General features: G+C 70.9%; 13 protein-coding genes. 7 read left to right on the plus strand and 6 right to left on the minus strand.

What is annotated here, in order from left to right; all coding sequences use genetic code 11:
• Positions 1-69: 69 nt before the first annotated feature.
• On the minus strand, positions 70-702 hold the full coding sequence (locus OIE12_RS20385) for a uridine kinase (RefSeq protein ID WP_329137333.1): 633 nt from the start codon (positions 700-702) through the stop codon (positions 70-72).
• Positions 703-841: 139 nt separating this feature from the next.
• Here OIE12_RS20385 and OIE12_RS20390 point away from each other — a divergent pair, with 139 nt between their 5' ends.
• The gene (locus OIE12_RS20390) at positions 842-1,258 is read left to right on the plus strand and encodes a hypothetical protein (protein ID WP_329137335.1); all 417 of its coding nucleotides are present in this window, start codon (positions 842-844) and stop codon (positions 1,256-1,258) included.
• A 219-nt stretch (positions 1,259-1,477) separates the two neighbouring features.
• Positions 1,478-3,565, plus strand: coding sequence for a bifunctional serine/threonine-protein kinase/glutamate ABC transporter substrate-binding protein (locus OIE12_RS20395; RefSeq protein ID WP_329137337.1), 2,088 nt, complete (start codon positions 1,478-1,480; stop codon positions 3,563-3,565).
• Positions 3,566-3,654: 89 nt separating this feature from the next.
• On the opposite strand, the gene OIE12_RS20400 is transcribed toward OIE12_RS20395, so the two are convergent.
• Positions 3,655-4,662: a tetratricopeptide repeat protein gene (locus tag OIE12_RS20400; protein WP_329142093.1), complete on the minus strand. Its 1,008-nt coding sequence runs from the start codon at positions 4,660-4,662 to the stop codon at positions 3,655-3,657.
• 456 nt (positions 4,663-5,118) lie between these two features.
• Between OIE12_RS20400 and rfbB the strand changes: the two genes are divergently transcribed.
• The 3 genes from rfbB to OIE12_RS20415 are packed head-to-tail and all read left to right on the plus strand — an operon-like array spanning position 5,119 to position 8,526.
• Positions 5,119-6,132, plus strand: coding sequence for a dTDP-glucose 4,6-dehydratase (gene rfbB / locus OIE12_RS20405; protein ID WP_329137339.1), 1,014 nt, complete (start codon positions 5,119-5,121; stop codon positions 6,130-6,132).
• Complete coding sequence (locus OIE12_RS20410; RefSeq protein WP_329137342.1) at positions 6,125-7,396, plus strand: ATP-grasp domain-containing protein; 1,272 nt, start codon at positions 6,125-6,127, stop codon at positions 7,394-7,396. The genes rfbB and OIE12_RS20410 overlap by 8 nt, the downstream gene beginning before the upstream one ends.
• The gene (locus OIE12_RS20415; protein WP_329137344.1) at positions 7,393-8,526 is read left to right on the plus strand and encodes a DegT/DnrJ/EryC1/StrS family aminotransferase; all 1,134 of its coding nucleotides are present in this window, start codon (positions 7,393-7,395) and stop codon (positions 8,524-8,526) included. The genes OIE12_RS20410 and OIE12_RS20415 overlap by 4 nt, the downstream gene beginning before the upstream one ends.
• 59 nt (positions 8,527-8,585) lie before the next feature.
• Here the strand turns inward: OIE12_RS20415 and OIE12_RS20420 are convergent, their stop codons facing one another.
• The 3 genes from OIE12_RS20420 to OIE12_RS20430 all read right to left on the minus strand — a co-directional run bounded on the left by OIE12_RS20420 (position 8,586) and on the right by OIE12_RS20430 (position 10,860).
• Positions 8,586-9,725, minus strand: coding sequence for a UDP-N-acetylglucosamine--N-acetylmuramyl-(pentapeptide) pyrophosphoryl-undecaprenol N-acetylglucosamine transferase (locus OIE12_RS20420; protein WP_443054061.1), 1,140 nt, complete (start codon positions 9,723-9,725; stop codon positions 8,586-8,588).
• 89 nt (positions 9,726-9,814) lie between these two features.
• Complete coding sequence (locus OIE12_RS20425) at positions 9,815-10,033, minus strand: DUF397 domain-containing protein (RefSeq protein WP_329137348.1); 219 nt, start codon at positions 10,031-10,033, stop codon at positions 9,815-9,817.
• The gene (locus OIE12_RS20430; protein ID WP_329137350.1) at positions 10,012-10,860 is read right to left on the minus strand and encodes a DUF5753 domain-containing protein; all 849 of its coding nucleotides are present in this window, start codon (positions 10,858-10,860) and stop codon (positions 10,012-10,014) included. The genes OIE12_RS20425 and OIE12_RS20430 overlap by 22 nt, the downstream gene beginning before the upstream one ends.
• Positions 10,861-11,060: 200 nt before the next feature.
• Here OIE12_RS20430 and OIE12_RS20435 point away from each other — a divergent pair, with 200 nt between their 5' ends.
• Together OIE12_RS20435 and OIE12_RS20440 are read left to right on the plus strand one after the other, a co-directional pair.
• On the plus strand, positions 11,061-11,339 hold the full coding sequence (locus OIE12_RS20435; RefSeq protein ID WP_329137353.1) for a hypothetical protein: 279 nt from the start codon (positions 11,061-11,063) through the stop codon (positions 11,337-11,339).
• Positions 11,340-11,540, plus strand: coding sequence for a hypothetical protein (locus tag OIE12_RS20440; RefSeq protein ID WP_329137355.1), 201 nt, complete (start codon positions 11,340-11,342; stop codon positions 11,538-11,540).
• Positions 11,541-11,557: 17 nt separating this feature from the next.
• Here OIE12_RS20440 and OIE12_RS20445 read toward each other — a convergent pair whose 3' ends face one another.
• Positions 11,558-12,211, minus strand: a complete 654-nt coding sequence (locus OIE12_RS20445; protein ID WP_329137357.1) for a class I SAM-dependent methyltransferase — start codon at positions 12,209-12,211, stop codon at positions 11,558-11,560.
• Between the last annotated feature and the right edge of the window lie 37 nt (positions 12,212-12,248).

The raw sequence follows: 12,248 nt of genomic DNA on the forward strand, positions 1-12,248 counted from the left end.
CTGCATGTACGGCCCGGCTCCCGCGTATACGGCCCGGCTCCCGCGTGCGGCCCCCGCTTCGGTGGCCCCTTACGCCACCGTGGAGCCCGCCGCCCGCCCCACCGCCGCGGCGGCCATCCGGCTCAGCGCCTCGTCGCGGTCGCAGGGGTGGGCGCCGAGCCCCGTCTGCCGGGCGACGATCGAGCGCTCGGCGCGCATCAGCCGCCAGCCGCGGCGCAGCAGGAACGGCACCGACTTGCGGCCCTCGCGCAGATCGCGCAGGAACCGCCGGCGGAACGTCTTCACCGGCCCCCGGGTCAGGCACAGCGCCTCCCCGAGCAGCCCCAGCTCCCGGCAGCGGGCCACGATCTCGGCGGCGAAGACGCCCTCCGCGACGAACAGCGGGGTCCGCCCGATGTCCAGCTCGTCCGTGCCGGTACGGGCGCTGAGCGAGAGGTCGTACACCGGCACCGTCGTACGGCCGCTCGCGCACAGCTCGGCGACGGCGGCGACGGCGGCGTCCTGGTCCCAGGACCCGGGGGCGTCCCAGTCGATGTCCGAACTCCCCGGTACCAGCGGCAGCGTGGGGTCGTCACCGTCCTTGTAGAAGTCGTCCAGACGGAGGACGGGAAGCCCGGAGCGGGCGGCGACGAGGGACTTGCCCGAGCCGGAGGGGCCGCAGAGCAGCACGACGCGGGCGGGTGACGGGGGATGCGGGCTCACGGGACACCAGTTTGACGCATCACCCGCCCCGTGCCGACCCCGCGGGTCGGCGTTGGAGCGCACATCACACAGCAACTACCCTGCGTGTCGAACGCATTACGAGCGGCAAGCGCACCAGCGACCGAAGGCGGCAGCACCTATGGCACGACCGGCACGACACACTCCCCGCCCCTCCCGCACCGCGGCCACCACCCGGCGCCTCCTCGTCACCCTGGCGACCGCGGGCGTCGCCGTGGGCGCGGGCGCGACGGCCGCGGCGGCGGAGACGCTCCCCGTCGTGGACGGGACGTACCACACCGGCTCCCTCGGCAAGGTGGACCCGCAGGCCGGGCTCCAGGCGCTCACCGGCACGGTCGGCTACGTCACCGGTCCGGTCGCCGGGCTCAAGCCGAACCCCCTCGCGGGCACGGGCGTCGACCCCCTGGACAACGGCGTCGGCACCCAGCTCGCGGACTTCCGGCCGCTGACCTCGCAGATGCTCACGGGTCCGGTCGCCCAGGCGCCGTCGGTCGGCTCGATCCCGGTCGTCGGCCAGGCGGTGGGCGCACTGCGCTGACGCGGGGAGCGCCCGTCGGGCCGCGCTCTCCGTGCGGAAGGCGGCGGCCCACCGGCCGCCGGCCACCGCGGGAGCGGGGCCCCTACGGCCCCTACGCGGGCCCCTGTGCGTGCCCCTATGCGTCGTACTTGTTCGTCTCGTGGACTCCGCAGGCCCGCCCAAGGGCCGTTTAATGTGGGGTGATCCACGTTCCGCACAAGAGGTGCAAGGGGGGGCTACGTGCACAACGACGACGGAGTCAGCGGGGTCGGCGGCGGCGCCGACGGACATCCCGAGGATCGTCACTCCGCCCCCCGCACCGTGATCGAAGGCCGCTACGAGCTGGTGGAGCCCATCGGCAGCGGGGGCATGGGCGAGGTCTGGAAGGCCTACGACAGGCGGCTGCGCCGGTTCGTCGCCGTCAAGGGGCTCCTCGACCGCAGAGCCATGCCACCGGACGCGCAGGCGGCCGCGATACACCGGGCCCGTCGGGAAGCGGAGGCCCTGGCCAAGATCGAACACCAGAACGTGGTGACGGTCCACGACCAGATCGAGACCGCCGACCAGGTCTGGATCGTCATGAAGCTCCTCGAAGGGCGTTCACTCGCCGACCTGTTGAGCCGTGACGGGGTCCTCGGCGTGCCCAGGGCCGCGGCGATCGGGCTCCAGATGGCACAGGGACTGCGGGCGGTCCACGAGGCGTCGGTCCTGCACCGCGACGTCAAGCCGGGCAACGTCCTGGTGCGGGACGGCGGCCAGGTGGTCCTGGTGGACTTCGGCATCGCCACCTTCGAGGGCGCGGACCGGGTCACCCGGTACGGCGGCATCATCGGCACACCTCCCTACCTGGCGCCCGAACTCTTCGCTCCCGGCACCCCCGGCCCCACGCCCGCCTCCGACCTGTGGGCGCTGGGCGTCACCCTGTACGAGATGGTCGAGGGACGCCTGCCCTTCGCCGGGAGCGAGGTCTGGGAGGTCCAGGCCAACATCCAGCAGCATCCCGACCCCGTGCTCCGGTACGCGGGCCCCCTCGGCCCCGTCATCCAGGGGCTGCTGGTCACGGACCCGCACCGGCGCCCGGACGCGGCCACGGCGGAGCAGATGCTCCGGGAGGTGCTCGCGGACCCGGGCGCGCCGACCCCCGCGCGGGCCGCCACGCCCGCCCCGGCCGCCACCCCGGCCGTCACCCAGGCACCCCCGCCGACGGCCCCACCCACGCCGTCCGCCGCACTGTCCACACCGGCGGCGGCCGTGCCGGAACCCGCCGTGCCGGGACCTGCCGTGTCGGGACCTGTCGTACCGGAACCCGTTGTACCGGAACCCGCCGTGTCCTCCTCCGGAGCCCTCCCTCCCGAGCCGTCGCCCGCGGTGTCGCGCGGGGGCCGCGGCCGGTTCCGGGCCTGGAAGGTGGCGGCGGCCGCGGCCTGTGTCGTCCTGCTGGCCGGGGGAGGCTGGCTGATCTCCCAGGGCAACTCCGGGGGCCAACGGGACGACGCCTCCGGGCAACAGGGAGCGGGCACCGCGGGGGGTGACACGGAGAAGGCGTGGCAGCAGTGGAAGAACGCCACGAAGAGGCTGACGATCGGCGCTAAGGAGGATCAGCCAGGGCTGAGCCTGCACGACAGGAAGACGGACGCCTGGAGCGGGTTCGACATCGACATCGCCTACTCCCTCGCCCGTGAACTGGGCTACGACAAGGACCAGGTGGACTTCTACGGGGTCACCACGGCCAACCGGGCGAGCAAGCTGAAGAACGGGGAGGTGGACCTGGTCATCGCCTCGTACAGCATGACGCCCGAGCGCGAGAAGCGGGACGGCATCCGATTCGTCGGCCCCTACTACAAGGCGGGCACCAGCCTCCTCGTGCGCCGGAAGTCCGCGAAGTACGACCTCAACGAGGCCGTCGACGTGAAGAGGAACCACGTCGACGTGTGCACGGCACGGGATTCCACGTACGCGGACCGGCTGGAGAAGGAGGGCTACGCCACGGGGAAGTGGCAGCCCGACACCTACAAGGAGTGCGTGGAAAGGCTGTTGGACAAGAGTTCGAGCGTGTACGCGGTCGCCTCGGACGACGTCCTCCTCGCCGGGTACGCCAAGAACGATCCCGCGCAGCTGAAACTGCTGCCCAGCGGTGTGGGCACGGAGCCCTACGGGGTGGCGATGCGCAAGGACGACCCCGTGCTGCGGACCAAGGTCTGCTCGGCGCTCAAGAAGGTCCTGACCGGCGACGAGTGGCCGAAGACGTACATGAAGGACCTGTCCCCGCTGACGGGACGGAAGACGGCACCGAGCAGACCGGAGCTGAGACCGTGCTCGGATGAGTGAGCGACCGTCTTCGCGTGGCGCGTGACGGCTTTCCGGTCGTCGGGGGTTTCGCCGAGCCGGGCCTCTGCACGCCACGCAGGGCCCGCGTCTCAGGTGCGGGTGGCCAGGCGTTCGGCGAGCGCCGCCGCATCGGCGCTGTCACCGAGGAGAGGGAGGCGGGCGGCGATGTTGCCGGCGCCGTCGTCGATGCGCACGGACTGCACGCCCTCGGCGCAGTCGAGGAACTCGTTCCACGTCGCTAGCGCCTGGGCGGTGTTGCCGCGCTTGAGCTGAACGTGCCCGAGATCGGCCAGCACGATCGCCCGGGTGCGCCTGCGGTCGAGGCCGTGGATGTCGAGCGCGAGGTGAAGGTGTTCTTCGGCCGCGGCGTAGTCGCCCAGGCGGGTGTGGATCATGCCGGACTCGTGGGCCCAGCGGCCATGGCTGTAGTGCGAGGCCCAGGACTGGCCCGGCTTTGCCGGGGCCCGCTCGATCGCCTGCTGCGAGCCGGAAAGCATCGTCGTCGCGGTGGTGCGGTCTCCGTCCACGGCGGCGGCGCGGGCGTAGGTGTTGCGGTAGTACGCGAGGGCTTTGGGGTTGTCGAGCTTTCGGCCCCGGCTCTCGCACGCCTCGGCGAGGCGGACGGCGACCGGCAGGTGCCCGAGGTCGATCGCCTGGTCGGCGAGGCCGCGCAGAGCGGTGGCGGCGAGTTCGCTCTGGCCGGCCTCGTCGGCGAGGCGGAAGGCGTGCAGGTGGTATTTCTGGCACAGGCCCTGGAGGCCTTCGTCCCGGGCCATCCAGCCGATGAGCTGCACCAGTTCGGAGGTGGCGGCGAACAGGTCACGGCCGACCGGGTCGGTGAAACGTCCGTTGAGCCAGCGTTTGACGTCCACGGTCAAGTAGCGCACGGCGAGGTGGCGCGCGTGCCCTCCGCCGAGTTCGGAGGCGGCATCGCCCAGGGTGGTGGTCATCGTGCGCACGGCGGCGACTTCACCCATCCCGACGGCTACGGGGCCGGGCTTGGTCACGCGGCGGGTGATGGCCTCGACGTCGGTCGCGTCCAGGGCGGCCAGGCCCACGGCGGCGGAGGCTGCGAGAACAAACTTGCGTCGATCCACGTCGTCCCCTCCGAGGAGCATCACCGAGGTCACCGTATCGCCGAGGCCCTGCCCTTCATTCTCTCCGGAGAGATCGAGACGGAGGACCTGTTCGATGAAGGGCAGCCACTCGATGGGAACGCGTTTGCCCGCCTCCCAGCGGTAGACCTGCTGACGGTCGAGGAAGCCCGCCCTGCCCCAGCGTGCGAGGGACAGTTCGTCGGCGAGCCTTGCCTGACTGCAGTGGGGCTTGCGTGCTTGTCGTACGGCGCGGATGCGCTCTGCGATCGTCATGTCCCGCCGGTCCTCGCCGTCCTGGTTCACAACTGGCAGACACCTGGACGACAGTCTGGCAGCTTCTCACCGAGCGTGATGGCGCGTTGACTCAAAAGCGTCAACACGGTAACTACCGCTCACCTGGACGTCGTGACCATCGCCCCGTCCAGGTACAGCGCGGCCGCCCGAGGGAGGCATCCTATGGACCGCGTACTCGTCACAGGAGGAGCCGGTTTCATCGGTTCCCACTTCACGAAGCGTCTCCTTGAGCACGACGACGTCGCGAGCGTGACCGTGCTCGATGCTCTGACCTATGCCGGACACGTCGAGAATCTGGGAGAGGCGTTCGGCAGCGAGAAGCTGACGTTCATCCACGGCAACATCCTCGACGTGGCGCTGGTCGACGACCTCGTCTCCCGGCACACCGCCATCGTGCACTTCGCCGCCGAGTCGCACGTGGACCGCTCCCTCTTCGACGCACGCGCGTTCCTCGCGACGAACGTGCAGGGTACGCAGACCCTTCTGGATGCCTCGATGCGCCACGGCATCCAGCGCTTCGTGCACGTCTCCACCGACGAGGTGTACGGGCCGCTGGCCCGCGGGGCAGCGACCGAGGAGAACCCGCTGCGTCCGTCCGTTCCCTACGCCGCGTCGAAGGCGGCCGGCGACCTGGTGGCGCTCTCCTACTTCCAGACCTACGGCGTGCCGGTGTGCGTGACGCGCTCCTCCAACAATTTCGGACCGTTCCAGCACCCGGAGAAGATCATCCCGCTGTTCGTCACCCGGCTCCTCAGGGGAGAACCGGTCACGCTCCACGACCGTGGACAGCATGTACGCAACTGGCTCCACGTCGACGACAACTGCGCCGGGATCGAACTCGTCCTGCGCGGCGGCATCCCCGGAGAGGTGTACAACATCGGCGGCGGAACGGACCTGACGAGCAAGGAACTGACCGGGCAGCTGCTGCGCCTGTGCGGCGCCGGCTGGGACGCGGTCACCTACATCCCCGACCGGCCGGCCAATGACATCCGGTACTCGATGGCTTGGGGCAAGATCGCCCACCAGCTCGGCTACGCGCCCCGACGCGACTTCCGCGAGGCCCTGTCCGACACCGTCGAGTGGTACCGCCGCAACCACACCCGGTGGGCACGCGGCCTGACCGCCGCCCATCCCCACGTCACCCTCGACACGGCTCAGGAGGCGCCGCATGTCTGAGCACTGGCCCACGGGCGCACTGATCGTGCTGGGCGCCTCGGAGGAGCACATCCCGCTGTACCGGGAGGCGCGGCGCCGCAACATCCCGTCCATCGCCGTGGACATGCGGGCGGACGCTCCCGCGTTCGCGTTCGCCGACGCCGTCCTGGCCATCTCCACCCGGGACGCCGACGCCATCGCCGACGCACTGGGCGACGTGCGCCCCGCCGGGATCGTCGGCGGCGCGAGCGACGCCGCGCCGGCCACCTGGCACACCCTGGGCCTGCGATACGGCACCGCGTACGTGTACCCCGAGAAGGCACTCGCGGCCGGTGACAAGGCCGCCTTCCACACCCTCGCCGCGTCCTGCGGAGCCACCGGATACGCCTGGACCGCGTCGGACAACCCGGAGGAGGTTGTCGCGAAGGCGGCCCGGCTGTACTTCCCGCTCATGGTCAAGCCGGTGGACGGGTCGGGCAGCAAGGGTGTCACCCACGTCACCCGCTGCGACGACCTGTCCGGTGCCGTTGCCTGTGCCCGCTCCTGCTCCGCCTCCGGGTCGGTGATCGTGGAAGAGTTCGTGCGGGGCCGCCCGCTGGCCGTCGAGGTCTTCATGCAGGACAGCCAGGCACTGTTGACCTGCATCACGGAAAAGACCTTCGTCGACTCCAGCTTCGTTGTCCGAGGCCTGAGCACCGCGCGGCTGCCCTCCGCGGTACACGACCACCTCAAGGTCACCGTGGAACGGTTGTGCCGTGCCCTCGGTATCGTCGACGGCCCGGCGAACTTCGACGTCGTCCTCGGTACGGACGGCCAGGCGCGCGTCATCGAGGCCAACGCCCGTCTCGGCGGTGACGGCGTCCCGCGACTGCTCGCCGCCGCCTACGGCGTGAATGTCGTACGCGGGCTCGTCGCCCTCGCCCTCGGTGAACCGTTCGGCGATCACCTGACGCCCACGCGCACTGGGCACGCGGCACTTGAGCTGATCGGCTCAACCCTGACGGAAGATGGCGAACTCCTCACCTGGGAAGGCGTGGCCGGGGCCCGCAGCATCCCCGGAGTCACCGACATCGAGCTGTACGCCAAGCCGGGCGACCTCGTACGCCCGCACGACCAGTCCGGCCACAAGATCGGTCTGATCGTCGCGGCCGGAGCGTCCGCAGCGGACGCGACCTCGGTCCTCACCACGGCCCGCGCACTGATCCGGCCGGTCATCCGGCCGGTGTCCATCGGCGACCTGGCCGATCTCGACCACCCCGCCGGGGTGCGGGGAGGAAGGTCATGAACGGCGTGTCACGGCCGGATGTCCGGCGCAACGCCAGCCCCTACCTGTACGGAGACGAAGGCGCGGCAGTCGTCCGGGTGCTGGAGTCCGGGCAGTACGGGCACACCGACGTCACCGAAGAGTTCGAGCGGCAGGTCGCCCACTTCCTCGGCGTTCCGGACGCGGTGGCCGTCGCCTCCGGTACCGCGGCGCTGCACGCGGCCCTGCTCGCGGCGGGGGCCGGCCCCGGCACCGAGGTCGTGGTGCCATCCATGACGTTCTGCGCCACCGTTCAGGCGATCCTCGCCACCGGGGCCGCCCCGCGGTTCGCCGACATCGACCCCGCCACGCTCTGCGTCGACCAGGACCTCGTCATGGAGGCAGTCCGCGAGAGCACGGTAGCCGTTGTCCCGGTCCTGTTCGGCGGGCGCCCCATCGATCTCACCGCGATCCAGCCCCAGTTGGCCGAGCGAGGCGTCGCCGTTGTCGAGGACGCCGCACACGCCTTCGGCTCCCGCGCCGGTGCACGCCGCGTGGGCACGAGTGGGGCACTGACGTGCTTCTCGTTCGGACCGATCAAGAACCTGACCTGCGGGCAAGGCGGCATGGTCACCCCCCGCACACCGAAGGAGGCCGACCTGCTCCGCCGCCTCCGGCTCCTGGGCGTCACCGATTCCGCACACCATCGGGCGAACTCGACCAGCTACCGCGTGGAGGGCTTCGGCCTGCGCTACCAGCTCTCCGGACTCAACGCCGCCATCGGCCTGGCCCAACTCGCCCACTTCACCACCACCGAGAACACCCGCCGCCTGCTGTGGCGCACCTACGCAAACGCCCTCAGCGGCCTGGAGGGAGTGACGCTCGTCGACGTCGACGTCGAGCACGCGGTGCCGCACCTGTGCCAGGTCCGCGTCTCCCACCGCGACCGCGTCTTCGCCGAACTGCGGGCCAACGACATCGGCGTCGGCGTCCACTATCCGCCCAACCACCTCCAGGATGCCTTCGTACCCTGGAGGCGTCCGCTTCCGGGAACCGAGCAGGCCGGGAGGGAGATCCTGAGCCTGCCCTTCCACCCCCACCTCACCGCCACGGACATCGAGGTCGTCGTCTCCGCCCTCGCCCGGGCCCTCAAGTCCGCTACAGGCCCATGAAACGCACCGCTGCTGACGGGCGCCTCACCGCACCTCGCCCGACGAGCGTGCGCCGCGGTTCAGCCGGACGCGGCGGACAGGAGGACGTCCACGAGCCTCTCGGCCGCGTCGGGCCGCCCATGTGCCCGGGCCGCCCGAGCCATCTCCGCCCGCCGCGCCGGATCGGTCAGGAGCGGCTCGAGAGCGTGCCGCAGCCGGTCCATGCCGACGTCCCCCACCAGCGCGACGGCAGCGCCCGCCTCCTCCAGATGGCGGGCGTTGTGCGCCTGCTCGTTGCCGGCCGAGGAGGCCAGCGGCACGAACACGGCCGGTTTCCCCAGCGCGGTGAGCTCCGCGAGGGTGCCCGCGCCGCTGCGGGAGACCACGACGTCGGCGAGCGCCAGGACGTCGGGAAGCTCCGGGCCGACGAACCCGCTCAGGTAATACCGGCCCCGCAGCACGTCCGGCAGCCCGGCCGCGTGCTCGATCAGCCCCACCACGTTGCCCGGCCCGCACTGGTGGATCACGTTCGCCCGCTGCAACAGCCAGGGCAGCGCATGCGCAATGAGGTCGTTGATCTGCTGGGCGCCCTGAGCGCCACCGGTGACGTACACCGTCGGCAGCCGACGGTCGAAGCCGGTCAGCCCCAGCGCCTGAACCGCCTTGTCCGCATGGCCGATCAGCACCTCCGGCCGGACGGGATTGCCGGTGACGACCGCCACGGAGCGCACAGAATGCGGCAGCAGGGGCACGGTCGACTCCGAGGACACCGCGATCCGCGTGGCGGACCCGGCCAGCTTGCGGTTCGCCAGCCCGAGCCGGACGGTCTGCTCGTGCAGCACCAGCGGGCGCCGGCACATCCTCGCGGCGAGCCCCGCCGGAACCGCCACGTACCCACCGGTCGCCAGGACCACGTCCGGCCGGAACCCGGCGACAATCTTCCGTGCCTGCGCGACGCCGAGCGGCACCCGCGCCATGTCCTTCATGTTCGCCGGCGACACCATCTTCAGCGGGTTCGCGGACCTGCGGATCTTGCCCGTCGCGACCGTGTCGAACGGGATGCCCTCGGCCGGAGCGATCCGGGCCTCAAGGCCCTCCGCCGTGCCGACCCACAGCACATCGAGCTTCCCGCCGTCCGCCGCGAGACGGGTCTGCAACGCGCGGATCGCGGTCAGCGCGGGATAGGTGTGACCTCCGGTCCCACCTCCCGTGACAAGCAGGCGGAAGGAAGACGGGAGGGGGCGCTCAGCACTCTTCACTCCCGGGAGCCTAGCGCCTACCTGTGCTGAGGACGGTGAGTGCCCTGGGGTCACGCGGGCAAGGGAAAACCACCCTTGAGGCCGTCGACGAACGGCTGCCAGGCCGTTTCGGTGAGCACGAGAACGGGGCCGGTCACGTTCTTGCTGTCACGGACGGGAACGGCACCGGGGAAGTCGCCGCAGACCTCGACGCACTCGGCCCCCTGCTGGCCTCCGCTGTAGGAGGATTTGCGCCAGCGGGCGGTATTCAAGTTCGGGGTGGCTCGCATGGCTCGAACGTCTCCATCACTGCTTCGATCAACGCTGCCGACTCCTGCGGCGGGAGGGCGCAGGCTTTCATGCGATCGTACTCTCGCATACCTCGCCGGATGGTCTCCTGGTCGTCGTAGATCTCCCCGTTCCAAGGCCCTTCGTGGTACACGGTGGTGGAGTTGTCCGGGAGCGTGAGCAGGATGAGCGTGCCGTTCATCAACGCGCTCGCACCCGCTGCGAACGGGGCTACTTGGATCGTTGTGTGGCGTGTGTACGCGAGTGGCAGCAGCGCCCCGAGTTGTTCGCGCATCACCGCCGGTCCGCCTACGGCCTGCCGCAAGGTTGCCTCACCCAGGATCCACCAGAAGTCCGGTGGGCAGGTGCGCCGCAGGACCTCTTGGCGGCCCAGGCGGGCCGCCACCAGACTGTCGATTTCCTGCGGGCTCCTTCCCGGCTCGGCCCTGACGAACAGTTCCCGCATGTATGCCGCCGTTTGCAGTAGACCTGGAATGATGCTCGCACCGAAGGCTTGAATCCGCACCGCCCTCGCCTCCAGCTCCAGGCAGTGATCGAACCGCCTCGGCGTGTACTCCCGCTTGACCGCCCCCCACAGCCCCTGGAACAGCCCGTCCGTGCCGAAGGCTACGTCCAGCTTTTCCGAGAGGGGCGGCAGGGGGAGCCGTTCCCCCGTCTCCACTCCGTGCAGGTGGGTCTTGCTGTAGTTGACGATGTCCGACATCCGGTCCAACGACAGGCCGAGCAGGCGCCGTTGGCGACGCAGCTCGACGCCGTACAGGTCGCGGGCGGAGTGGGCGGGTTCGAGGTCCCGGGAGGGCTGGGTCATGGTGGGTGCTCCCTTGCCGTGTGCCGTGTCGGCGTGCCGTTCCGTGTTCACGAGGGAACGGGCGCCCCATCAACGGTGGTTGCGATGAGTGACATTGTGACTGCGAAAGGTGAAATCCGGCAGGTGGCGGCTGTTCCGCAACCCGGTTCGGAACACCGTCACCCTGGTCGGTCGCCGTCGCCCGCCATGACGCTGAGGGTGTGAACAGTGAGAAGCGGCAGGAGGCACCCCTTGCCTCCTCGGAGATGGCCCGGCTCCCCGTGGGCCGGCTCGCGCACGACACACGGCGGGAGAAGCGCGGGGTCGTCATGGACCATCAGGACGGCTTCGTCTGGCTGCGCCCCGAAGGCGGCGGCACGGAATGGACGGCGCTGCCCCGCGACGTACAGCCGCTGCTGAACGTCCGCGACCGTGCGGAGACCCTGATGTGGGCGCGGGTGGCACACGCCAACGCCCGTAGCCGAGGGGAGGTTCTCTAGGTGGGGGACGCCGAAGAGGCATGCGAGGAACTGCGCGACGCGCTCAGGGCGGTGGGGGTGACGCTGCCGTCCCTGGGAGTGGACGCGGTCTCCTGCGCCGGATCCGCCCCGTTCGCGTTGCTCGACCTGGGGCGCTGCAACGTGGCCACGGCCCGCGCGCTCGCGGCCGTGCTCCGGGACGGTCGGGAGGTTGCGGGATAGCGGCGGGACAGGGCCGATCAGGCCCGGGCGCGCACGATCAGCGTGCCGATGTGGCCGGGTGTCGGTGCGTCCACGACCGACGCCTCGGCCGAGGCGAACCCGGCCCGGAGCAGGTGCCTCTCCCACACCGCCGGCTTGTAGCTGTAGCGGTAGGTGAACATCGCCTTCCCCGCGAAGCCGCCCTTGTACATGCCCTGCGGCCCGTACGCGCCGGGGATCGCGGGCGGCTGGGAGAACACGAACACGCCTCCCGGAGCCAGGTGCCGGCGGACGAGCGGGAACAGCCGGGACGGGTCGGTGAACCAGGCGGCGCCGAAGACGGAGTACGCGGCGTCGTACCGGTCCTGATCGGTGGCGAGCCAGTCGAGGACCTCGCCCTGCTCGATCCGCACGCCGAGCGGTGCCCACTTCTCGCCCGTGCGCCGCACCATTCGCGGGGACAGGTCCACGCCGGTGGCCTTCACGCCCTGTCGTGCGAGGTGCGCGAGGGCCCGCCCCGTGCCACAGCCGAGTTCCAGGACCGTTCCGGGGTCGCCGAGGAGTTCGGTGCCGGGGCCGTGACCGGCGTACTGGGTCCAGCAGAACGACGGTTCGGCGTCCTCCTTGAACGCGGACTCAGCGTAGGCGTCCCACAGTTCGGTCTCGGCGGCGATGTCGTGGGGTACGGGCACAGGGGTTCCTCCAGTCGTCGGTATGCGGGAGCCCCCG

The organism is Streptomyces sp. NBC_00670 (assembly GCF_036226765.1).
Taxonomy (GTDB): domain Bacteria; phylum Actinomycetota; class Actinomycetes; order Streptomycetales; family Streptomycetaceae; genus Streptomyces.

Coding starts and splice junctions, on each gene's coding strand:
- OIE12_RS20390 (WP_329137335.1), top strand. CDS start 842: ATGGCACGACCGGCACGACACACTCCCCGCCCCTCCCGCACCGCGGCC.
- rfbB (WP_329137339.1), top strand. CDS start 5,119: ATGGACCGCGTACTCGTCACAGGAGGAGCCGGTTTCATCGGTTCCCAC.
- OIE12_RS20410 (WP_329137342.1), top strand. CDS start 6,125: ATGTCTGAGCACTGGCCCACGGGCGCACTGATCGTGCTGGGCGCCTCG.
- OIE12_RS20415 (WP_329137344.1), top strand. CDS start 7,393: ATGAACGGCGTGTCACGGCCGGATGTCCGGCGCAACGCCAGCCCCTAC.
- OIE12_RS20425 (WP_329137348.1), bottom strand. CDS start 10,033: ATGCGAGCCACCCCGAACTTGAATACCGCCCGCTGGCGCAAATCCTCC.
- OIE12_RS20430 (WP_329137350.1), bottom strand. CDS start 10,860: ATGACCCAGCCCTCCCGGGACCTCGAACCCGCCCACTCCGCCCGCGAC.